14 protein-coding genes and 1 pseudogene are annotated in these 22,163 nt (G+C 66.2%); 6 read left to right on the top strand and 9 right to left on the bottom strand.

Going from position 1 to position 22,163, the window contains the following annotated elements:
• Positions 1–8 precede the first annotated feature (8 nt).
• On the top strand, positions 9–902 hold the full coding sequence (locus tag BLU54_RS02920) for a LysR family transcriptional regulator (RefSeq protein ID WP_091904335.1): 894 nt from the start codon (positions 9–11) through the stop codon (positions 900–902).
• 150 nt (positions 903–1,052) lie between these two features.
• Here BLU54_RS02920 and urtE read toward each other — a convergent pair whose 3' ends face one another.
• The 9 genes and pseudogenes from urtE to BLU54_RS02875 all read right to left on the bottom strand — a co-directional run bounded on the left by urtE (position 1,053) and on the right by BLU54_RS02875 (position 17,405).
• Positions 1,053–1,745 carry an urea ABC transporter ATP-binding subunit UrtE gene (urtE, locus tag BLU54_RS02915; protein ID WP_091904549.1) on the bottom strand — a complete coding sequence of 231 codons (693 nt, stop codon included), beginning with the start codon at positions 1,743–1,745 and terminating at the stop codon, positions 1,053–1,055.
• A gap of 101 nt (positions 1,746–1,846) precedes the next feature.
• A pseudogene (urtD, locus tag BLU54_RS02910) lies at positions 1,847–2,635 on the bottom strand (urea ABC transporter ATP-binding protein UrtD); the annotation flags it as partial.
• Between the two features lie 68 nt (positions 2,636–2,703).
• Complete coding sequence (gene urtC / locus BLU54_RS02905; protein ID WP_091904331.1) at positions 2,704–3,999, bottom strand: urea ABC transporter permease subunit UrtC; 1,296 nt, start codon at positions 3,997–3,999, stop codon at positions 2,704–2,706.
• Positions 3,999–5,861, bottom strand: coding sequence for an urea ABC transporter permease subunit UrtB (urtB, locus tag BLU54_RS02900; protein WP_091904329.1), 1,863 nt, complete (start codon positions 5,859–5,861; stop codon positions 3,999–4,001). Before urtB ends, urtC begins: the two co-directional genes overlap by 1 nt.
• Positions 5,862–6,005: 144 nt before the next feature.
• On the bottom strand, positions 6,006–7,304 hold the full coding sequence (urtA, locus tag BLU54_RS02895) for an urea ABC transporter substrate-binding protein (protein ID WP_091904547.1): 1,299 nt from the start codon (positions 7,302–7,304) through the stop codon (positions 6,006–6,008).
• A gap of 453 nt (positions 7,305–7,757) precedes the next feature.
• Positions 7,758–8,459 (bottom strand): GntR family transcriptional regulator, encoded by a 702-nt coding sequence (locus BLU54_RS02890; protein WP_091904327.1) that lies wholly within the window; start codon positions 8,457–8,459, stop codon positions 7,758–7,760.
• Positions 8,460–8,539: 80 nt separating this feature from the next.
• A complete protein-coding gene (uca, locus tag BLU54_RS02885; RefSeq protein WP_091904325.1) occupies positions 8,540–12,202 on the bottom strand; it encodes an urea carboxylase in 3,663 nt (1,220 codons plus the stop codon).
• A gap of 10 nt (positions 12,203–12,212) precedes the next feature.
• Complete coding sequence (gene atzF, locus BLU54_RS02880; RefSeq protein WP_091904323.1) at positions 12,213–14,147, bottom strand: allophanate hydrolase; 1,935 nt, start codon at positions 14,145–14,147, stop codon at positions 12,213–12,215.
• A 693-nt stretch (positions 14,148–14,840) separates the two neighbouring features.
• A complete protein-coding gene (locus BLU54_RS02875) occupies positions 14,841–17,405 on the bottom strand; it encodes a phosphoketolase family protein (RefSeq protein ID WP_091904321.1) in 2,565 nt (854 codons plus the stop codon).
• A gap of 400 nt (positions 17,406–17,805) precedes the next feature.
• Here BLU54_RS02875 and BLU54_RS02865 point away from each other — a divergent pair, with 400 nt between their 5' ends.
• From BLU54_RS02865 to BLU54_RS02845, 5 genes are all read left to right on the top strand, one after another.
• Complete coding sequence (locus tag BLU54_RS02865; RefSeq protein ID WP_091904545.1) at positions 17,806–18,996, top strand: acetate/propionate family kinase; 1,191 nt, start codon at positions 17,806–17,808, stop codon at positions 18,994–18,996.
• Positions 18,997–19,067: 71 nt separating this feature from the next.
• Positions 19,068–19,583 carry a gamma-glutamylcyclotransferase family protein gene (locus tag BLU54_RS02860; RefSeq protein ID WP_091904317.1) on the top strand — a complete coding sequence of 172 codons (516 nt, stop codon included), beginning with the start codon at positions 19,068–19,070 and terminating at the stop codon, positions 19,581–19,583.
• On the top strand, positions 19,583–20,563 hold the full coding sequence (locus tag BLU54_RS02855) for an aldo/keto reductase (protein ID WP_091904543.1): 981 nt from the start codon (positions 19,583–19,585) through the stop codon (positions 20,561–20,563). Before BLU54_RS02860 ends, BLU54_RS02855 begins: the two co-directional genes overlap by 1 nt.
• A gap of 30 nt (positions 20,564–20,593) precedes the next feature.
• Positions 20,594–20,923, top strand: coding sequence for a DMT family transporter (locus BLU54_RS02850; RefSeq protein WP_091904315.1), 330 nt, complete (start codon positions 20,594–20,596; stop codon positions 20,921–20,923).
• A gap of 61 nt (positions 20,924–20,984) precedes the next feature.
• Positions 20,985–21,911: a PIG-L deacetylase family protein gene (locus BLU54_RS02845; RefSeq protein ID WP_170844994.1), complete on the top strand. Its 927-nt coding sequence runs from the start codon at positions 20,985–20,987 to the stop codon at positions 21,909–21,911.
• The last annotated feature ends 252 nt before the right edge of the window (positions 21,912–22,163 follow it).

Raw genomic sequence — 22,163 nt, 5'->3', positions numbered from 1 at the left:
CTCGTCCGATGGATCTCAAACAAATGCGCCAGTTTCTCGCCGTTGCGGAGGAACTGAATTTTAGCCGCGCGGCGCAGCGGCTGCACATGGCGCAACCGCCCTTGACGCGTCAGATCCACGCGCTCGAAGACGAACTTGGCGTCGCGCTGTTCGTGCGCACGGCGCGCGGCGCCGAACTGACCGACGCCGGACGCGCATTGCTGGCGGAGGTGCCGAACATCCTCGCCTTGAGCCGCCGTGCTGCCGAGCAGGCGCAATTGGCGGGCATGGGCTTGATCGGTCGTCTCGACGTTGGAATCTTCAGCGCGGGGGTGCTGCAGGCAATCCCTCAACTGCTCGCCTCGTTCCATGCGGCTCGCCCGCAAATCAAGATTGGTCTGCACAATCTGTCGAAGGCACAGCAGATCGAAGCGTTGCGTCAGCGCCGGATCACCGTCGGCTTCAACCGATTGGTGCCGGAGGAAGAAGACATTGCGGTGGAGACCGTCCTGCAAGAACCCTTCCTCGTCGCGTTGAACGAGCGGCATCCGTTGTGCAGGAAAGACGTTGTCGCGCTGTCGGACCTCGATGGCGAACCGATGATCCTCTACCCGAATGCGCCGATCCACGGTCTGGCCCAGGAGGTCGCGGCTGCGTTCGCGGACGAGGGGCTGGACCTGGTCGCCGAACAGGAAGTGGAGGACGTGGTCACCTGCATCGCACTGGTGGCGAGCGGTTTTGGCGCGAGCATCACCACCGGCTCGGCAGCCAACCTGCGGCTGCCCGGCGTCGTCTATCGTCCGCTGCGGTCCCGGCGCCTCAAGCACATCGAGCTGAGCTGCCTGTACCGCAGGCACGACACCAGCCCGATTCTCCAGTCGTTTCTGGAGGTCGTACGGGCATCGCGCGCCGTGCCGCGCTGACGTACACGGTGTCGGACGCGGCATGGTTGCCGGCGCGCCGGGCGTCGGCGCTTTGCAACGCGCGCACCGGATCGTGCATTTGAACGCGCATTGCAAGGCGCACAAGGGTGCGCATCGAAGCGCGTCCGGAACCGAACCTCAAGCCGCACCTCAAACCGCCACCATGTCCCGTATGCCGGCCTCGTCCATGTCGGCGCGCGCGCCCTGGGCGACGATCCGGCCGCGGCTCATCACCCGGTAATGATCGGCCAGTTCGCGTGCGAAGTCGTAGTACTGTTCGACCAACAGAATGGTCATGCGATCTTCGTCAACCAACCGTCGCAGTGTTCGGCCAATGTCCTGGATGATCGAGGGTTGGATGCCCTCGGTCGGTTCGTCGAGAATCAACAAGCTCGGTTGCGCCATCAACGCGCGCCCGATCGCCAACTGCTGTTGCTGCCCGCCCGACAGATCGCCGCCGCGCCGCGTGCGCATGTCGCGCAGCACAGGGAACAGCGTGTAGATGCGCTCCGGAACAACGCGCGTCGCGCGCCGGCTTGCCGCGCCGACCAGCAGGTTCTCCTCGACGGTCAGGCGAGGAAAGATTTCGCGGCCTTGCGGCACGTAGGCAAGTCCCTGCGCCACGCGCGCATGCGGCGCAAGACCGGCCAAGGTCTTGCCACGCCACCGCACGACCCCGGTGCGAGTCGGCACCACGCCCATCAGACAGCGCAGCAGTGTCGTCTTGCCGACGCCATTGCGACCAAGCAGCACGGTCAGTGCGCCGTCGGGCGCGGACATCCTGACGTCTCTCAGGATGTGGCTGCCACCGTAATATTGGTTGAGGCCGTCGATTTCCAGCATGGTAGTCGCGCTCGGAGGAGTGTGGACGTCGCAATTGGCGTCCTGTTGTTCGTCGCCGCGATGCTGCGCGTTGCCACGCAACCGCAGCATCGATCGATCGTTCAGCGGCCGAGATACGACACGATGACGCGTTCGTCGCGCTTGACCGCATCCAGCGTGCCTTCGGCAAGAACCCGGCCGTCTGCCATCACGGTCACCATGCCTGTCTCGCCGGCCAAGGCGGCGACGAACGCCATGTCATGTTCGACCACCATCATCGAGCAGGTGCCCCGAAGTGCGTCGAGCAGACGTGCAAGCTCCATGGTTTCCTGGTCGGTCATGCCCGCCGCCGGCTCGTCCAGCAGCAGCAGCGCCGGCTGCTGCATCAGCAGCATGCCAATCTCGAGGCGTTGTTTCTGTCCATGCGACAGCTCGCCGGCCAGGCGATAGGCGGCGCTCTCCAGGTCGATCAGCGCGAGCGTCGCTTCGAGCTTTGCCTGCGCGGCGCGGTCCAGGCGCGCACGCAGCGAAGCCAGCCAGCGCTTGTCCGCCTTCATCGCGAGTTCAAGATTCTCCCAGACAGGGTGATTCTCGAAAACCGTCGGCTTCTGGAATTTCCGGCCGATGCCGGCGGTCGCAATGGCCGGTTCCCGCAGTCGGGTCAGGTCGATCGTCTGGCCAAGGAAGGCCGATCCGCTGTCGGGCCGGGTCTTGCCGCTTACCACGTCCATCATCGTGGTCTTGCCCGCGCCGTTCGGCCCGATCACGCAGCGCAGTTCCCCCGGTGCGATCGATAGCGTCAAACCGTCGAGCGCGCGAAAGCCGTCGAAGCTGACCGTCACGTCGTCCAGGTACAAAATCGTGCCATGCGACACGTCGATGACGCCGGGTTCCAACACGTGCCCGAGACCGGTAACAGCACCATTGGGATTGGCCTCGCTGTTCTCGACAGCGCTCGCTGTCCGCTGCTCATGTGACCTCATTGTGGACGCTCCGTGCCGCGCAGGGCAGTGCCGCGCTGCGAACGACGTCGCTGCCACGCGAGTCCGTCCGCAACGATGCCGACGATGCCGCGCGGCAGCAGCAGCGGCACCAGCACGAAGATCGCGCCAAGGAAGAACAGCCAGTACTCGGCGAAGTAGGCGGTGAACACGCTTTTGGCACCGTTGACCGCGAGCGCACCGATGATCGGGCCGATCAGCGTGCCGCGACCGCCAATGGCGACCCAGATCGCCATCTCGATCGAGTTGCCGGGCGACATCTCGCCCGGATTGATGATGCCGACCTGTGGCACGTAAAGCGCGCCCGCGATGCCGCACAGCACCGCCGAAAAGGTCCAGACGAACAGCTTGTAGGGCAGCGGGTTGTAGCCGACGAACATCAGGCGCGCCTCTCCGTCTCGGATGGCAGTGACCACCCGGCCCAGCTTCGACGTGATGATCCAGCGCGTCAGAATGAAGGCGGCGATCAGCGTGGCGAAGGTGAGCAGCAACAGGGCGGTACGGGTGCCCGCCGCCGTGACCGGCCAACCCGCGATACGCTTGAAATCGGTGAAGCCGTTATTGCCGCCGAAACCCGTTTCGTTGCGGTAGAACAGCAGCATCGCGGCGAACGTCATTGCCTGCGTAATGATCGACAGATACACGCCTTTCACACGCGAACGGAACGCGAAGAAGCCGAACAGCCACGCCACCGCGGCCGGCACCAGCACTACGAGCAGCAACGCGTAAGCGATGTGCTCGGTGCCGCGCCAGAACCATGGCAGCGCATGCCAGTCGAGGAAGACCATGAAGTCCGGCAGGTCGCTCTGGTATTTTCCTTCATGGCCGATCGCCCGCATCAGGTACATGCCCATTGCGTAGCCGCCCAGCGCGAAGAAGAGGCCATGACCCAGGCTCAGGATGCCGCAGTAGCCCCAGACGAGGTCCAGGGCAAGCGCGCCCAGCGCGTAGCACAGCAGTTTTCCGGCGAGCGTCATGCCGTACGCAGACAGGTGCAATGCATGGCCTTCAGGCACCAGCAATGCACAGAACGGCACACCGACGGCCACCGCTGCCGACAATGCGCACAGCGCAAGCCATGCCGCGCGCGGCAGCAGCGGCGCGCGCGCGGGCAAGCCGAGCGCGAAGCCGGTTCGGCGCGCGGCGTCCGCAGGCGTCAGGGTGTCGAGCGGGCCGCCCGCAGCGCCGTCTGGCAGGCGGCCACCGCGCGTGCCGCCAGTGACCAACGGATCGACGGTCTCGGACAGCGGCGGTACTTTTTCGGTCGACTTCATCATGCCTCCGCACTGCGCCCTTTGAGCGCGAACATGCCCTGAGGACGTCGCTGAATGAACAACACGACGAGCACCAGCACCACGATCTTGGCCAGCACTGCGCCCCAGAATGGTTCGATGCCCTTGCTGACCAGACCAAGTCCAAGACTGCCGACGATCGTGCCGGCCAGTTGCCCAACCCCGCCCAGAACGACCGCCATGAACGAATCGATGATGTAGTTCTGGCCAAGATCCGGGCCGACGTTGCCAATCTGGGACAGCGCGCAACCGCCGAGGCCGGCGATCCCGGCGCCGAACGCGAACGCGTAGGAATCGACCAGGCCGGTACGCACGCCGACGCACGCCGCCATGCGTCGATTCTGCGTGACCGCGCGTACGAACAGACCGAGTCGCGTGCGTGTCAGCACCAACCAGGCAATTGCCACCACCAGCGCGGAAAACGCGATGATTGCGACGCGGTTGTAGGGAAGGATCAGCCCTTGCATGATCGAACCGCCGCCGGACATCCACGACGGGTTGCGCACCTGCACGTTCTGCGCGCCGAACAGCACGCGCACGCCCTGCATCAACAACAGACTGATGCCGAACGTCGTCAGCAGCGTTTCGAGCGGTCGGCCATAGAGCTGGCGCAATACCAGCCGCTCGATCACCGCACCGATCAACGCGGTGACCAGGAAGGCGGCCGGAACGGCGGCCAGCAGGTACCAGTCGAAACCGCCCGGCCAGTAGCGCTGGAACGCATTCTGGGTGACGTAGGTGGTGTAGGCGCCGATCATCAGCAATTCGCCGTGGGCCATGTTGATGACGCCGATCAGGCCATAGGTGATGGCGAGTCCGAGCGCAGCGAGCAATAACACGCTGCCGAGCGACAGACCCGCGAAGACGGTACCGACGAATGCGGCGCGATCGCGTGCTGTATCGAGTCGGTCCAGTCCGCGTTGAGCCGCGGCGCGCACGCGCGCATCGGCTTCCAGCCAGGCACCGTTCGCCGCTTTGCCGGTCAATGGACGGAGCAGTTCGTAGCTGTCAGATTCGCCGCGTGTCGCGACCAGTTCGGTCGCGTGAAGTCGAACCGCGGGGTCGGCGTCGTGCAGCGCCGTCATGGCCCACAACGTATCGAGCTTGCGACGCAGCGCCGAATCATGCTCGCCGGCACGCGCTGCATCGACCCATGCCTTGAACGTCGGATCCGGATTCGCGAGCAGGGCGTCGATGGCGGCCGCGCGCGTCGCCCGGTCCGCCGCCCCCAACTGACGTGCCTGCGCCGCGCCTGCGACGCGTGCGCGCAATGTATTCGGTAACGCGACCGGCTGCGCGTCGTTACCGGCTTGTACCGTCCGCCCCGACAGCGGGTCCCGCATGACGTCGCCTTCGGTGATGTACAGGTGTCCGGCGTCATCGGCCAACACCCTGTCGTCGGCGAGCGCTCGGAGCAGGTCGGCGGCGCGCGGGTCGCGGCTTGCGATAAGCGTGTCGACGGCTTGCGACCTGGCGTCGAATTCGTCGCCTGCCAGTGCGGTCAAGGCCTGTACGCTCAGATTGCCCGGCACGCCGGCGAGGGTCGCGGACTGGGCCGGCGCTGCTTGCTCGGCGACAGCAGACGCACCGGCGGTCAGCGCGAATGACGACAGGACCACCCCTAACAACAGCCGTTTGCGTGCGCCGCGCCGCACCTGTGTGCTCGCACTGTCAGGTCGAGGCACACGCGCTCGACTGGCCGGATCAGCCGCGCGTCGCAGCGCGTCGAGCGCGGCAACGGCCGGCTGCGCCGCAGCCGCGCAGGACGACGGCGAGGTGCGCGATGCCTTCGCGCATCGACGCACCGCATGAAAACCGAGTGAGACCAATGACAGGACGTTCATGCGGACTCGCTCGTGCTGGATCGGATGATGGAGGACGACGTAGGATGGCGAGCCGGCTGACCGGCGAAGCACGCCGCCCGACGTGCCGGCGGGTCCGGCTCGCCATATCAGCGCGCAACCTGCCGATGGCGGGCTCGCCAGACGTCAGGCGAAGCGCCGACGCAACAAGGACGGCAACGCGCTGACCGTGTCGGGCTTGCCCTGGTTGCCCGGGATGAACGGGCTCCACGGTTGCGCGCGTACCGTGGATTTGGTACGCCAGACGACGTTGAACTGTCCGTCCGCACGGACCTCCCCGATCATCACCGGCTTGCGCAGATGGTGATTACCGTCCATTTCGAGCGTGAAGCCCGACGGCGCCGCGAACTTCTGCCCGATCATCGCCGCGCGCACCTTGTCGACGTCCGTGCTTTTTGCTTTCTCCACCGCCTGCTTCCACATGTGCATGCCGACGTACGTCGCCTCCATCGGATCGTTCGTCACCCGCTTGGCGCCGCCCGGAAGATTGTTCTTCTTCACCCAGTCCGCGAACATCGCCTTGAATTTCGAATTCTCGGCATTGCGCAGCGACATGAAGTAGTTCCACGCGGCAAGGTTGCCGACCAACGGCTTCGTGTCGATGCCTCGCAGCTCTTCCTCGCCGACGGAGAACGCCACGACCGGCACCTCGGTCGCTTTCAGGCCCTGATTGCCCAGTTCCTTGTAGAACGGCACGTTGGAGTCGCCATTGACGGTCGAGATCACGCACGTCTTGCCGCCCTGCGCGAAGGTCTTGATATTGGCGACGATGGTTTGGTAGTCGCTGTGGCCGAACGGTGTGTACACCTCCTGAATGTCGGCGTCCTGCACACCCTTGGCGTGCAGAAAGGCCCGCAGGATCTTGTTCGTGGTGCGCGGATACACGTAGTCGGTACCAAGCAGGAAGAAGCGCTTCGCGCCGCCGCCTTCCTTGCTCATCAGGTACTCCGTCGCGGGGATCGCCTGTTGGTTCGGCGCAGCGCCGGTGTAGAAGACATTGCGCGACATCTCTTCGCCTTCGTACTGCACCGGATAGAACAGCAATCCGTTCAATTCCTCGAACACCGGCAGTACGGACTTGCGCGACACCGACGTCCAGCAACCGAATACGGCGGCCACTTTGTCCTGCGTGATCAACTGACGCGCCTTCTCGGCGAACAACGGCCAGTTCGACGCCGGGTCGACGACCACCGGTTCGAGCTTGCGGCCGAGTACGCCGCCGCTAGCGTTGATTTCCGCGATTGTCATCAACGCGACGTCCTTCAAGGACGTTTCCGAGATCGCCATCGTGCCCGACAGCGAGTGCAGGACGCCGACCTTGATCGGCCCGTTCGCCCCCGCTTGTGCCAATGCCGCCGGAACGCGCGCCGCCAAACCGGCGACGCCGGCCGCGGACGCGGCCTTCAGGAAATCGCGCTTTTTCATTGCTCGTCCTTTCAGGTAATTGTTGGATTTCGTCTTGGATACAAGACGCGAGCGAAACGCAACTTCCAGGCCATCGGTAGGCAACGCGGGCGCGCCGTGCATTCGTGCAAGGAACTGCCCACTTCGCCGCACCGCGGTGTTCAGCAACGGTGCATGGCTGGCCTTAACTTGGTGCGACATGCACGTTCACGACGCGGGCGCGCGCCGCCGCATGGCACAGCATGGATCGGCACACCACGCACTACGCTTTCACCAGAGTCGCTCCGCGTCGGTGCCGCGGTCGCGCAGCGGGCTTCAAGGCGGCAGCAGTCGACCCGCGCCTGCATTGCAGCGCGGGCATCGGACCGGAGAGGAGCGGTGGGACGGGTGCGTGTGCATCCGCCGCGCCGAATCGAGGCGCGCGCAGCCTGTGCTGGCGGTCTCCACGTCACCGCCGACAGTATGCGATGCGCCTCAGCGCTCGGCGCGCACGCTGAACCGCTCGCGGGCGGCCTGCATCATATAGAGCGTGATCTGGCGAACTTCTTCCTGGCTCTGCGCGATGTGTGCCCTGATCCGGGTTTGGGCGTCCACCGCGTCGTCGGCCAGCAGCGCATCGATGATCGTCGCATGCTCGCGATAGGTCGCCTTGATGCGGGGCGGTTTGGTGAAGTCGAGCCGCCGAACGATGCGGATTCGTTCCGTGACGTCGTGGTGGATTCGCGCCATCTCGCGATTGCCCACCGCCTCGACGAGCTGGCTGTGAAAGGCTTCGTCCAGTGCCGCCACGGCAGCGGGATCGGTCAACTGCTTGCGCGTGGACACGCACCACGCGCTGCGCAAGGTCTGCAAGCGGTCTTGCAGGCCGTCAGCCACGATCCGCTCGATCGCCGCGGTTTCCATCATGACTCGGACTTCGTACAGGTCTTCGAAGAACTTGAAATCGAAGTTGCGCACTTGCCAGCCGCTGCGAAAGTGGACGTCGACATAGCCGTCGTGCTGCAGCCAGAACAGCGCCTGGCGCACCGGCGTGCGGCTCACCTTCATGCGCGCCGCAATGTCCCCTTCGCTGAACTTGTCCCCCGGCAGTAGCCGAAAGTCGAAAATGTCTGCCTTCAGTTGCGCGTAGATCTGTGCGGCCAGACTGTTCTGCGGCGTTGCGGACGGCTTGGACATCTCTTTTCCTGCGGGCGACGGAAGGGCAGCCGCGAACGGAAGTCACGGCGCGGTCGGCGAACGCCGAGCTCAGCCGGCGTCTAGGTCGCTTCGATCGACAACAGCGGCGCACCGGCATCGATCATCATACCCGGCCTGCAGTGGAACGCGCTGATCACGCCAGAGCACGGCGACAGAATCGGAAACTCCATTTTCATCGCTTCCAGAATCAGCAACGGCTCGCCAGCGTGGACCGTGGCGCCAGGTTCGACCAGCAGCTTCCAGACGTTGCCGGTGATGTCGGCCGAGACGACCAGGCCTGCGTCGCCGTCGGGCAGGCGAAGGCCGTCGCTGCCCGGCGAGTCGGCCGTGTCCTCGGCATATGCTTCGCTTGCCCAGTGCGCGATTTCCTCATCGAAGGCGGCCTTCTGTTCCTTCCGGAACACATCGAGTTCGGGACGGATGCGGTCGAGGAACGCATTGTATTCGCCGAGGTCGAACACTTCCTCCTCGATCCGCAGGCCGGTACGTCCCTCCCGAAAATCGTCGCGCAAGCGTGTCAGTTCCGCTTCGCTGACCGGGTAGAAGCGCACCTGGTCGAAGAAGCGTAGCAGCCAGGGCTTGCCTTCCACGAATACGGCATTCTTCAGGAATTTGTTCCAGATCGGCAGCGTGCGGCCAATCAACTGATAGCCGCCGGGCGAATCCATGCCGTAGATGCACATGTACACGCCGCCGATGCCGACTGTCCCCTCGGCCGTAAAGGTGCGCGCGGGATTGTACTTGGATGTCAGCAGCCGATGCCTCGGGTCGACAGGCACCGCGCATGGCGCACCCAGGTAGACGTCGCCCAGACCAAGCACCATGTAGCTGGTTTCGAAGACAATGTCCTGCACCGCGCGTGCCGATGACAGACCGTTGATGCGCCGGATGAACTCGGTGTTGCTCGGTAGCCATGGCGCGGTGTCGCGCACCGACTGCCGGTAGCGCGCGACCGCCTCCAGCGTGGCGCTGTCCTCGTAGGCCATCGGCAGATACAGGACGCGGCTGGCGACGCGCTGCGTCGAGACGCCGGTCAACGTCCTGTCTCGGTTCAGCAAGGCCTTGACCAGCGTGCGTTGATCGAGCACCCGGCTGTCGTAGCGTACCTGCAATGAACGCACCCCTGGCGACAGTTCCAGCACGCCGGCGATCGGCGCGGCACGCAGCGACTCCATCAACGCGTGCACGCGGAAGCGTAGATTGAGGTCGAGCACGTTCTCGCCGTATTCGATCAACACATATGTGTCGCCCGCCTGGCGAATCACCATTTTCGGCCGCGCTTCAGCTGCTACAGTCGCGCCGGTCGCGCCGACGGCGTCCGGCACTGCGGTCGCCAAGATCGGCGAAGCGGGCGCGCTGCCGGTTTCAAGCGACGCGTCGGCAAGCGCGTCGGGCACGGCACCGTCGAACGCGCAAAGGAACGCGTCCTGCTGCCGCTGTAGACGCAACGCCTGGTCAAAGTCGCTCGGCACGAACCGAATGGTGTCGCCCGGCTTGACCTGACCGACTTTCCACAGCTCCGCCTTTGCGATGGTCACCGGACAGACGAAGCCGCCCAGGCTCGGGCCGTCTCGCGTCAGGATGACCGGCATGTCGCCGGTGAAATTCACACTGCCGATCGCGTACTCGCAGTCGTGAATGTTCGAAGGGTGCAGCCCCGCCTCGCCGCCATCGAAGCGGGCCCATTCCGGTTTGGGTCCGTTGAGGCGAATGCCGAGACGGTTGGAGTTGTAATGCACCGCCCAGTCGGTACTGAAAAACGCGTCGATGGATGCCTGGGTAAAGAAGTCCGGCGCCCCATGGGGACCGTACAGCACGCCGATGCGCCAGTGTCGACCGTAGGTGGGCACCGCTGCCTCAGGCAGCGGAAGCGGCGCATAAGGGGCGGCCTCGGTGGCTGGTTCGATCAGTAACAGATCGCCGGCGCGCAGCGTACGTCCCGCATGCCCGCCGAATTGCCCGAGTGCGAAGGTCGAGCGACTGCCCAGGTAGTGCGGCACGTCCAGGCCGCCGCGTATCGCGATATAGCAGCGGCAGCCTGTGGTGCTCTTGCCGACGCGCAATGTCTGTCCCGCCTGCACGGTCACGGGCTGCCAGAACGGTACGGGCTTGCCATCCAGCGAGGCGTCGCTCGGCGCGCCGGCAAGCGCGATCACCGCTGCGGTGTGGAAGCGCATGACTGGGCCAAGCACCGTTGCCTCGATGCCGGCCGCGGACTCCGCGTTGCCGACGATCCGATTGGCGACCCGGAACGCCCAGTCATCCATCGGCCCGGAGGGCGGCACACCGATGTCCCAATAACCGACGCGTCCTGGATAATCCTGCACGGTCGTATAGGTGCCGGGCTCCAATACCTCGACACCGGCCGGGCGATAATCGAAGGTGTCGAGGAAGCGGGTCGACACGTCGCCGCGCATGAAGGCCTCGCTGCGGAGCACTTGGCGGAGATAGTCGAGATTGGTGGCGATGCCCGCGAGCCTCGTGTCGTCCAGCGCGCGCTGCATCGCCGCGACGGCCTGTTCGCGATCCGCGGCGTGCACGATCAGCTTGGCCAGCATCGGATCGTAGTGCGCGCTCACTTCGGTGCCTGTCTCGACCCAGGTGTCCACACGATGTCCGGCCGGGAAGACAACCTCCGTCAGGGTGCCGGGACTGGGCGCAAACTGTCGCAACGGATTCTCCGCGTACAGCCGCACTTCGATCGACGCACCGCCGGGCGCCTCGGCTGGCACCGCGTCGTCGTCGATGCCGCCCAGTGCCGGTGGCTGGCCGGCCGCGGTGAGGACCATCCATTCGACGAGGTCGATGCCGGTCACCGCTTCGGTGATCGCATGTTCAACCTGCAGTCGCGCGTTGACCTCCAGGAAATAGAACGCCTCGCGCTGCGCATCGTAGATGAATTCGACTGTTCCGGCCGAGCGGTAGGCGACGGCTCGGCCGAGGCGTTCCGCCGCCGCACAGAGCGCGGTGCGGACCTGTTCAGGGAGACGCGGCGCGGGCGTCTCCTCGACGACCTTCTGGTTGCGCCGCTGCAGCGAGCAGTCACGCTCCCCGAGTGCGCGCACGTTGCCGCGGCCGTCACCGAAGATCTGAACTTCGATGTGTCTGGCGTTGGCGACGAAGCGCTCGACGAACACGCCCCCGTTCGCGAAAAACGACGTGCCCTGGTGACGCACCGATTCGAACGCGGCATCCAGTTGCGAGACGTCGTCGCAACGCGTCAGGCCGATGCCACCGCCGCCTGCGGTGCTCTTCAGCATCACCGGATAGCCGACTGCCTCGGCCGCCGCGCGCGCGGACCGGAGATCGTCCAGCAGCTCGGAGCCGGGCGAGAGTGGCACGCCCGCTTCCCGGGCAAGCGCGCGTGCAGCATGCTTCAAGCCGAAGCGCGCCATTTGCTCCGGCGTGGGTCCAATAAAGACGAGGCCTTCCGCCTCGCATCGTTCGGCGAATGCCGCGTTTTCCGCCAGGAAGCCGTATCCCGGAATGACGGCCTGCGCGCCCTGCGCCTTGGCGGCGGCGATGATGCGCTCGGCCTGAAGGTAACTGTCCGCCGCGCTGTTGCCACTCAACGGAACCGCGACGTCGGCTGCTCTGACGTGCGCGCTGTTGCGGTCGCTGTCCGAATAAACGGCGATTGAGCGAATGTTCATACGCCGCAACGTGCGCGCGATGCGGCATGCGATCTCGCCACGATTGGCGATGAGAACGGTGTCGAACATGACGATCCTGTCAGGAAGGGAAGGAGGGTGCATCGGACGCTTCTGTGCCTTCTGCAAGGAATGCTTTCCAGCCACCGAATGCGGTGATGTCACGCGCGCCGTCCAGCGCCGCCGGCTCGCAGATGAAGCCTTTCACCGCGCTGTCATCGTCGAGCAGCAGCGTGCCGATGCCGAGCGGCGCGGGAATGCCCTGCACGAAACCGCCGAAGCGGTCCGCCGGGACGTCCCACAATTCGAGGTCGATGGCTGCGCCGTCGTGACCTCGTACCAATCCCGGTTTCGGCGGGGTGGTGCCGGGCAATGCGTAGAGGCGGTAGCAGCTCGCGGTCCGCGCCGCCTTGACGAAGCGCGCCCCTCTGCTGGTCAGCTCGTGGTTCAGTGGCATGCCCCGCAGATGGGCGCCGACAACGGCGACGCGGATCGACTCGACGGCGACGGTGGCCACCGACGGCACGGCGGCGGTGGCGGAGGCAGCGGAGGCAGCAGCGGGGATCGCTGCGGATGCAGGGGTGGCAGACGGTGCCGTGCGGCCCGCGGGCAAGCGGCGCTGCGTTGCGCCAAGCGGCAAGCCGCGCGTTGCATGCCACGCGCGGGCATAGCGTGACAGCGCGCGTTCGCGCCAACTGTCGGAGATCAGTGTCACGCCGAAAGGCAGGCCGTCGACCCGCAGCGCGGCCGGCACGGATACCGCGCTCCAGTCCAGCAGGTTGACGAAGTTCGTGTATTTGCCCAACTGACTGTTCAGTCGGATCGGCTCGCGGAGCACATCGGCGATGCGGAGGTGAGTGGGCGCAGTCGGTACCAGGAGCGCATCGACTTGTGCGAGCAGCCCCTCGGCGCGTCGTTTCAGGTCGGCAAGGCGATAGAGGCCGTCAAACGCATCGGCGGCGGAGAAGCGCTGTGCCGTGAAGATGACGTCGCGAACGACCGGGTCGATCGCGGCTTCGTTGCGCGCCGCAAATGCGCGGATCGCCGCGTAGCGCTCCGCAACCCACGGACCCTCGTACAGCAACGCCGCCACCTCGTCGAAAATGCTGAAGTCGAGCGGCACGCATGTCGCGCCACTGGCCGAGACAGCCGCCAGTACCGCGTCGAACGCGTCCGCCGACATGGCGTCGCCGAAGAATTCCGGTGTGGCCGGCACGCCGAAGCGTGGCGTCACCGGCAAGTCCTGGTCGCTGCCGTCCGGAGAAGCGCGTGACATGCCGTCTCGCGCGTCGAAGCCGATGCAACTGTCGTAGACACGCAGCGCGTCGTCGCCGTCCAGCGCGAAGATCGACACGCAGTCGAGCGTCCGGCATGCCGGTACCACGCCAACGTTGCTCAGCGCGCCCCGCGTCGGCTTGATCGCAAAAAGGTTGTTCAGTCCGGCAGGCACGCGTCCGGAGCCGGCGGTGTCGGTGCCCAGCGAGAATGGCACCTGCCCTTGCGCGACGAGCACCGCCGAGCCGGAACTGGAGCCGCCCGACACATAGCTGCGATCGAACGTATTGCATGGGATGCCAAAAGGCGTGCGCGTGCCGACCAGCCCCGTGGCGAATTGATCGAGGTTGGCCTTGCCGACCGGAATCGCGCCGGCGCGAACCAGACGTTCGACGACTGCGGCGTCTTGCTGCGGACGATAGGCGAAGGCCGGGCAGCCCGCGCTTGTATCGAAACCGGCAACGTCGATGTTGTCCTTCACCGCGAACGGCACGCCGTACAGGGGCAGGACGTCTTTCTTGTGCGGTCGGGCGGCGCACATTGCTTCCAGCGCAGCGATGCGCGCGTCGAGCCCCGCGTCGTCGATCACCGCGATCCACGCCGCGTCCGCCTCGCCGCGCGCGTCGTTCGCCAGGCGGTTCGGCTCGTTTCGCAACTGCGCACGCCATGCCCGCAGCAACTCGGCTGGCGTTGCGCCGTCACGGTAGGCAGCCAGCCATTCAGCGATCGTCCAGCCAAGCATCTCGTATCCCTTCTTGTGTACAAGTTGCAGAACGCAACACAAGACTCATGCCACTCGAACGGCTGGGAGCGGCAATGTACGGGAAAGGCTTGTCCAAGCGGCGTTCGCGGTGCGATGCGCGCAGCGCTGTCCTGAAAGCCATCAAGCCGCAGGCCGATGCCGTTGCACTGCGCTGGCGCGGCGTGCACCTGTCGTGTGCGCGACCGGGCGCGCAATCCGGGCAACGCGCCATCGCGGTGCGCGGGTCGGCAAGACGTCGTCGAGGGTGCGGCGCGTGCCGTCGCGAGCTGCGCGTGGGCGGCGGGGAGAAAGGCTGGCCCACTGGACAGGGCGCGGAGCGTCAGGTCCGACCGTGAGCGCCGGGGAGGGGTTGCAGTGGTTGCAGTGGTCGCAGCGGGCGCCGTGGCGGCGCCGAGCCGCCGCTCGGCGATGCAACGCAGGGTGCGCTGCGGTGAACGGGGCCACGCAAGTCACCGGGCGTCGGACAGCGCGGCGTTGCGGGCGTGGGATCAGCGCGCCGAGGGCGCAGTGTCGATTACGTGCCGGCCATCGCGCCCACGAGTCCATGAGCCGCAGTGAAACGCCGGCGCCGGATGATCGGCACGGACGGATCTCTGCGCTCGGCGCTGCGCGCTGCCCGAGAAGGCGCTTGTCCCCTCGCGCCCGGCAGGACGCGAGGACCGCGTGGACGCCTCAGGCGTCCGAGAACGTCTGCGCGCGGGGATGGCCCTTGGCCAGCGGCGGCGGCGTGTCCGACTCGCTGAAGTCGTCGGTCCACCGCCAGTTGCGGATCTCCGGCATATCCTCGAAGTGCTCGCGGATGTAGGCGTCGTGACGCCGCAGCTGCGCCGAGAAGAAGTCCGACGCGTCGCTGGCGCTGGAGCGCAAGCGCGGTACATGACGCAGTGCGTCGATGGCCAGATGGTATCGGCTCATGCGGTTCAGCACGACCATGTCGAACGGCGTGGTGGTGGTGCCGTAGTCCGCGAAACCGCGCACGTGGAAGCGGGCCTCGTTGGCGCGCCCGTGCACCATCGAGTGAATGATCCACGTCGAGCCGTGGTACGCGAAGATCACCGGCACGTCCTGGGTGAACAGGGCCTCGAAGGACTGGTGATCCATGCCATGAGGGCGCGCCTCGGGGCTGGCCAGCACGCCGAGATCGACGACGTTGACGACGCGCACACGGATGCCGGGCACGTGCTTCTGCAGCAGCCACGATGCAGCCACCGCTTCGGTGGTTGGCACGTCGCCCGCGCAGGCCAGCACCACGTCCGGCTCGCCGTCGCCATCGCTGCTGGCAAAGTCCCATGCCGACGCGCCGCGCGAGCAGTGCTCCAGCGCCGCCTCGAAGGTCAGCCACTGGAAATCAGGCTGTTTGCCCACCGTTACGACGTTGACGTAGTTCCGGCTGCGGAGGCAGTGGTCGAACACATTCACAAGACAGTTCGAGTCGGGCGGGTAGTACACGCGCACGACATCCGCGCGCCGCTGCAGCACATTGTCCACGAACCCCGTCGACTGATGGCTGAAACCGTTGTGATCGTTGCGCCACGCGTGGCTCGTCAGCAGCACGTTCAACGACGCGAGCGGGCGGCGCCACGCGAATTCCCTGCACTGCTGCAACCACTTCGCGTGCTGCGTCACCATCGAGTCGACGACCTGCGCAAACGCTTCGTATGTCGACCACATGCCGTGTCGGCCGGTCAGCAAATAGCCCTCGAGCCAGCCTTCGCACAGGTGCTCGCTGAGCACCTCCATCACGCGGCCGCCCGCCGAGATGTGATCGTCGATCGGCAGCGTCGGCCCAAACGCCGTGCGATCGCTCGCTTCGAATACTGCGTTGAGGCGGTTCGAATTCGTCTCGTCCGGACCGAATACGCGGAAGTTGCGTGGATTGCGCCGCATGATGTCGCGCAGGAACTCGCCGAGTTTGCGCGGTGCCTCGGCGATCACGCGGCCGGGGCCGGGCACCTCCAACGCATAGTCGCCGAACTCGGGCATTTCCAGCGCAGTCAGCAGGCGTCCGCCGTTGGCGTAGGGGATCGCGCCCATGCGGAGCTTGGCTGGCGGCGTCAGGGCTCGCAGCGGCTCGATCAGCGCGCCGTCGCGGTCGAACAGCGCTTCCGGCGCATAGCTGCGCATCCATGCTTCGAGCTGCGCAAGGTGCGCCGGGTTCTCGTTGACGCCCGCCAGCGGCACCTGGTGCGCGCGGAACGTCCCTTCGACTGGCAATCCGTCGACTTCCTTGGGCCCGGTCCACCCCTTCGGGCTGCGCAGAATGATCATTGGCCAGCGTACCGCATCGGTGCGGCCGGCATCGCCCACCGGCGCTTCGCCGCGTCGCGCCCTGTCCTGTATGTCACGGATGCCGGCGTGGCAGCGATCCAGCGCCGCCGCGAAGCGTTGATGCATGCCGGGCAGGTCGTCGCCTTCGACGATGATCGGCTCGTAGCCGCGGCCGCGGTAGAGGTCGACGAGGGCCGCGTTCTCGGTGCGGGCCTCGAGCGTCGGACCGGAAATCTTGTAGCCGTTCAGATGCAGGATGGGCAGCACCGCGCCGTCGCGACGTGGGTCGAGGAAGCGCACGCTTTTCCAGCTGCCTTCGAGCGGGCAGGTTTCCGCTTCGCCGTCGCCCACCACGCAGGCGGCGATCAGGCCGGGGTGATCGAATACCGCGCCGAAGGCATGGACCAGCGAATAGCCGAGCTCGCCGCCTTCGTGCATCGAGTTCGGCGTATGCGGGCCGCAGTGCGACGGGATGCCGCCGGGGGTCGAGAAGCTTCGGAACAGCGCGCGCATGCCATGCACGTCGGGCGTGATGTCAGGATGTACCTCGCTGTAACTGCCCTCGAGCCACGCGCAGGCGTTGAGCGTGGGGCCGCCGTGCCCAGGACCGGAGATGTACAGGATTTCGCATCGCTGTTCGCTGATCAAGCGGTTCAGGTGCACATAGATGAAGTTCTGGCCGGCCGAAGTACCCCAGTGCCCGAGCAGGCGCGGCTTGATGTGCGCGGTAAGCAACGGCTCCCGCAGCAGCGGATTGTCCTTCAGGTAGATCTGGCCGACGCACAGGTAATTGGCCGCTTGCCAGTAACGGTGCATCCGGTCGAGCAGGTCGTCGCTGAGCGGCCCCGCCGCGATGCCTTGCTGCGACGCCTGTCGGAAGGCTTGTTCGGAGGCCTCCGGCGAGACCTCCGGCGTATCGCTGGTGCTACCCAGATCCGCGCTGGACAGACGCGCATTGAATGTGTACATGCTGGCTCCGGTTTATGGGACGGAAACAGACGGCAAGCGTGCGACGTGCCGGCCGGCACGCTGGCATCCTGTTTCATGCTGCCAAGGCTTGCGAGAAAGTGCAACCGTGCGTCAGCGCGCCGGCCATCCGCTGGCCGCGCGACATCGCACTGTGCGATGCTGCGAAGGGCTGGTGCAGCGGGGCCGCCAAGGTCATGTTGGCGGCGCAGCGGCGACCGCGCTCGCGCCGCTCGTGCGTAGAATGGAGCCCGCGCCGTCGCGCCCGGCCGCGGCGGGCCCTGCTGGCCCGCGACGGGCTTGCGCCGCGCGGGTGCAACCTCGGCCTTTCGTCGTTGCGTCCTTGCGCCGTTGCGTCGTTGCGTGCTTGAGCAGCGTTTCCTCCGTATTCCCGTCCGAGGTCCTGATGGAGACACTCTTCGTAGTCAATGCCGGCAGTTCCAGTCTCAAATTCCGATTGTTCGAGCGGCGCAGCGACGGACTGCACGTGTGCCTGCGCGGCCAGTTGAGCGGTATCGGCAGTGCCGAACCGGCCTTCGAGGCGGCGGATCACGAGGGCGGCGAACTGGTTCGTCGCGCGCTGGCGCCCGCGCAAGCACATGACGCGGCCCAAGCCCAGTCGATCCTCGGCGAATGGCTGCACGACCATCTGGGCGCGCCGCCATCCGCGGTGGCGCATCGCGTCGTGCACGGCGGGCCTGACATCGGCGAAGCGCGGCTGATCGACGAGGCGCTGCTGGCGCAGCTGGAACAGCTCGTGCCGTTGGCCCCGCTGCATCAGCCTGCGGCCCTCGCCGTCATCCGCACCGTGCAGCGCATGGCGCCCGGCGTGCCGCAGATCGCCTGTTTCGACACCGCTTTTCACCGCAGCCATCCCCCGGTGGCGGACCGCTTCGCGTTGCCGCGCCGCTTCTATGCCGAGGGCGTGCGGCGTTACGGTTTCCATGGCCTATCATACGAATACATTGCGTCGCAGCTGCGCACGCATTGGCCGGCGCTCGCGGCCGGGCGCGTTGCGGCGGCCCATTTGGGCGCGGGCGCGTCGGTGTGCGGACTGGTCGATGGCCGCAGTGTCAGCAGCAGCATGGGTTTCAGCGCGCTCGACGGTATTCCGATGGCCACGCGGCCCGGTCAGCTCGACCCCGGCGTGGTGCTGTGGATGCTGGACCGGGGTATGAACGCACGCGAAATCGAAGCGCTCCTGTACAAGCAAAGCGGTCTGGCGGGATTGTCCGGCACCAGCGGCGACATGCGCGAGTTGATCGGCAACGACAGCGCCGATGCCCGGTTGGCACTCGACTACTTCGCCCTCTATACCGCGCAGGCGCTGGCAGCGCTTGGCACGGCGATGGGCGGCCTCGACGCGCTGGTCTTCACGGCCGGCATCGGCGAGCATGCCGCGCCGGTGCGCGCTTCGATCTGCGCGCACCTTGCCTGGCTGGGCGTGCGACTGGACGCTGCGCGCAACGTGGCGCACGCATCGCGCATTTCGAGCGACGACAGCGCGATCGAGGTGCGCGTGATACCGACCAATGAGGAAGAGGTGATCGCCCGCCACGCGCATGAAGTCCTCGAAGCGCGCGCCTGGACCTGACTGACGGGCGAAGCCGCACGCTTGCCGCCAGACGGTGAGAGAATGGTTCTTTGCGTGAGCGGCGCCGAGCCATGCCGGAACATACGTTGGTTGATCTGTTCGTCTACGGCACGTTGCGTGAGGGCGAATGCAACGATCTTGCGGTGGCAGCCGCCACGCACAGCCTGCCGGCACCGATTGCGCTCGGTCGCGGCGCGTTGCCCGGCACGCTCGTCGATTTCGGCGCCTGGCCGGGCATGCTGGCCGCTCAGGACGTCGGCGTGTCCAGCGCCGCGGCGGCCGGCATGGTACGCGGCGAGGTGTACCGGATCGATGTACGGCTGTTGCCGGTGGTCGATGCGATCGAGGGATATGACGCGTCCGCGCCGCAACGGCCGAGCTGCTTCGTACGGCGCGTCGCCGCCGTCGCTGTCGTGGATGGCGTTCGCCCCTGTCAGTTCTATCCTGTCGACCCTGCCTTTGCCGTCGGCAAGCCGCCGATCGCGGGTGGCGACTGGGTAGCTTACCGCCGTGCCCGTGATTCGCAAGGCATGGCGGCCCGGACGTTGCCGGACGGCGCGTCCCCTTCACAAACGCGGAGACCATGATGCAATACGTGAAGCTCGGTGCCACCGGTGTGGACGTATCGAAACTGTGCCTTGGTTGCATGACGTACGGCGAGCCGGACCGCGGCAAGCATCCGTGGACCATGACTGAGCAGGACAGCCGGCCGCTGCTGAAGCAGGCGCTCGACGCCGGCATCAATTTCTTCGACACCGCCAACAGCTATTCGGACGGTACCAGCGAGGAAATCGTCGGTCGTGCGCTGATCGACTACGCGCGACGCGACGACATCGTGCTGGCAACGAAAGTGTTTTTTCCGATGCGGCCCGGACCGAACGGCGGCGGGCTGTCGCGCAAGGCAATCATGCAGTCGATCGACGACAGTCTGCGCAGGCTCGGCACCGAGTACGTCGATCTGTACCAGATTCACCGGTGGGACTACACGACGCCCATCGAGGAAACGCTGGAGGCGCTGCACGACGTCGTCAAGGCAGGCAAGGCGCGCTACATCGGCGCTTCGTCGATGTACGCGTGGCAATTCTCGAAAGCGTTGTATCTGGCCGAGAAGCACGGTTGGACCCGTTTCGTGACCATGCAGGATCACTACAACCTGCTGCAGCGCGAGGAAGAGCGCGAGATGCATCCGCTTTGTCTCGATCAGCGTATCGGCGTGCTGCCGTGGAGTCCGCTGGCGCGTGGTCGCCTGGCGCGGGCCTGGGCCGAGGATACCGAGCGGATCGCGCGTGACGAGGTCGGTCTGGCGCTCTACACGGCGAACGAGACGGCGCAACGCGGCATCGTAGATGCGGTCGGCGCGATAGCGGAGGCGCGCGGTGTGTCGCGCGCGCAGGTCGCGCTCGCGTGGCTTCTGTCGAAGCCCGTCGTCAGCGCGCCGATCGTCGGCGCATCGCGGCCGCAGCAGCTCGAAGACGCGGTGGCGGCGCTCGATCTGGTGCTGAGCGCCGATGAGATCGCGGCACTCGAACGGCATTACGCGCCGCAGGCGCCGGCAGGCTTCAAGTAGGACCGTATCACGGAGTTTCAGGACGGAATCATGCAGTGGGTCTTTCTCGGTATCGCAATCGTCGCGGAGATCATCGCGACCTCCGCATTGAAAGCGTCGGACGGCTTCACTCGGCCCATGCCGGCCGCTCTCGTGGTGCTGGGTTATGGCTGCTCGTTCTATTTCCTCTCGTTGACGTTGCGAACGGTGCCGCTCGGCACCGCTTACGCGATGTGGTCCGGCATCGGTATTGTGCTGATCTCGATCGTCGGCTGGATCATGTTCGGACAGCGCCTCGATGCGGCCGCGATCGCAGGCATGGCGTTGATCGTGGCCGGCGTGCTGGTCATCAACCTGCTGTCGAAGACCGCAGGACATTGACGACTGCGACGTGCCTGGGCACCATGGCGCGCCCGCTGCCAGACCCTCATCGATGACATCCGTGACGAATCCGCTTCCTGAGTTGCCCGACGACGCGTCGCCACCCGACGTTTTCATGACCTTCGTACGTCGGCATCGGGCCTTGCTGGCCGCATCGCTGCCGCTGGACGATGGCGTCGCCCCAGTGCTCGTCGCGCGTCCGGTGGCCGCCAAAGCCGTTGATACGGCGGCCGCTCCGGTGGTGATGTTGATTTCGCCGCATCCGGACGACGAGTGCCTGGTCGGCGGCCTCGCCATGCGCTTGCAACGAGAATCCGGTTTCCAGGTGGTCAACGTAGCCGCGACGCTCGGCAGCAACGTGGCGCGCCAGGCAGCGCGGTGGCACGAACTGCAGCGAGCCTGCGCGACCCTCGCATTCGACCTCGTCGACGCTGCGCTGCCTGGCCGCCAGCCGCTGACCCTCGCGCGTCGTGGCGCCGATCCAGCCGGCTGGCGCACCGATGCCGCGCGGCTGGCGGAATTGTTCGCGCAATATCGCCCACAGGTGGTGATCTGTCCGCACGGTGGCGACGGCTCTGCAACGCACATCGGCACGCACGCGCTCACTATCGATGCGCTTCGGCTGCATGCGCGACCGCTGTGTCTGGCGCAGAGCGAATTCTGGGGTACGCTGCCGCTGCCCAACTGCCTGCTCGAACTGGCAGACCGGCACGTGGCGGACATGCTGCGTGCGCTGGTCTGTCATCGCAAGGAAGTCGCGCGCAACCCCTACCATCTCCGACTGCCTGCATGGCTGGCGGACAGCGTTCGCCGTGGCGGCGAGAGCGTCTTCGGTGCCGGCTCGACGCCGCCGTCATTTGCGTTCGGCGCGCTTTACCGCTTCGACTGGTGGGACGGCAGCATGCTGCAGCCGCCTGCTGCGCCGGTGGCCATTGACGTCGCACAGCCTGCCAGCCGATTGCTCGAACGCCTTGCCGTGTCAGGGTGAGCGAGCGCGACGGCAGCGCGGAGCAATCCGCGCCCGGGCTGATGTGAGCGCGCTGCCCGGAACACGGTGAGCTTACGCTATCGCCGTCGCTTGTTGCGGTCGCTTGTTGCGGTCGCTTGTTGCGGTCGCTTGTTGCGGTCGCTTGTTGCGGTCGCTTGTTGCGGTCTGTTGGGCAGGCCCGCGCCGTCGATCCCGCGATCGTCTAGGAACGGCGGCGCCTGGCTTGCCGACGTCGCTACGGATGCGCCGAGA

This window comes from Chitinasiproducens palmae, assembly GCF_900095735.1.
Lineage (GTDB): Bacteria > Pseudomonadota > Gammaproteobacteria > Burkholderiales > Burkholderiaceae > Chitinasiproducens > Chitinasiproducens palmae.
Note: the sequence above shows the minus strand (reverse complement) of the source record. Positions and strands in the feature narration are given on the sequence as shown.

Excerpts from the sequence above, each read along its gene's own strand:
- BLU54_RS02855 (WP_091904543.1), top strand. The coding sequence starts at position 19,583 with ATGCAATACGTGAAGCTCGGTGCCACCGGTGTGGACGTATCGAAACTG.
- BLU54_RS02860 (WP_091904317.1), top strand. The coding sequence starts at position 19,068 with ATGCCGGAACATACGTTGGTTGATCTGTTCGTCTACGGCACGTTGCGT.
- BLU54_RS02890 (WP_091904327.1), bottom strand. The coding sequence starts at position 8,459 with ATGTCCAAGCCGTCCGCAACGCCGCAGAACAGTCTGGCCGCACAGATC.
- BLU54_RS02875 (WP_091904321.1), bottom strand. The coding sequence starts at position 17,405 with ATGTACACATTCAATGCGCGTCTGTCCAGCGCGGATCTGGGTAGCACC.
- atzF (WP_091904323.1), bottom strand. The coding sequence starts at position 14,147 with ATGCTTGGCTGGACGATCGCTGAATGGCTGGCTGCCTACCGTGACGGC.
- urtA (WP_091904547.1), bottom strand. The coding sequence starts at position 7,304 with ATGAAAAAGCGCGATTTCCTGAAGGCCGCGTCCGCGGCCGGCGTCGCC.
- urtE (WP_091904549.1), bottom strand. The coding sequence starts at position 1,745 with ATGCTGGAAATCGACGGCCTCAACCAATATTACGGTGGCAGCCACATC.
- BLU54_RS02920 (WP_091904335.1), top strand. The coding sequence starts at position 9 with ATGGATCTCAAACAAATGCGCCAGTTTCTCGCCGTTGCGGAGGAACTG.
- uca (WP_091904325.1), bottom strand. The coding sequence starts at position 12,202 with ATGTTCGACACCGTTCTCATCGCCAATCGTGGCGAGATCGCATGCCGC.
- BLU54_RS02850 (WP_091904315.1), top strand. The coding sequence starts at position 20,594 with ATGCAGTGGGTCTTTCTCGGTATCGCAATCGTCGCGGAGATCATCGCG.
- urtC (WP_091904331.1), bottom strand. The coding sequence starts at position 3,999 with ATGAAGTCGACCGAAAAAGTACCGCCGCTGTCCGAGACCGTCGATCCG.
- urtB (WP_091904329.1), bottom strand. The coding sequence starts at position 5,861 with ATGAACGTCCTGTCATTGGTCTCACTCGGTTTTCATGCGGTGCGTCGA.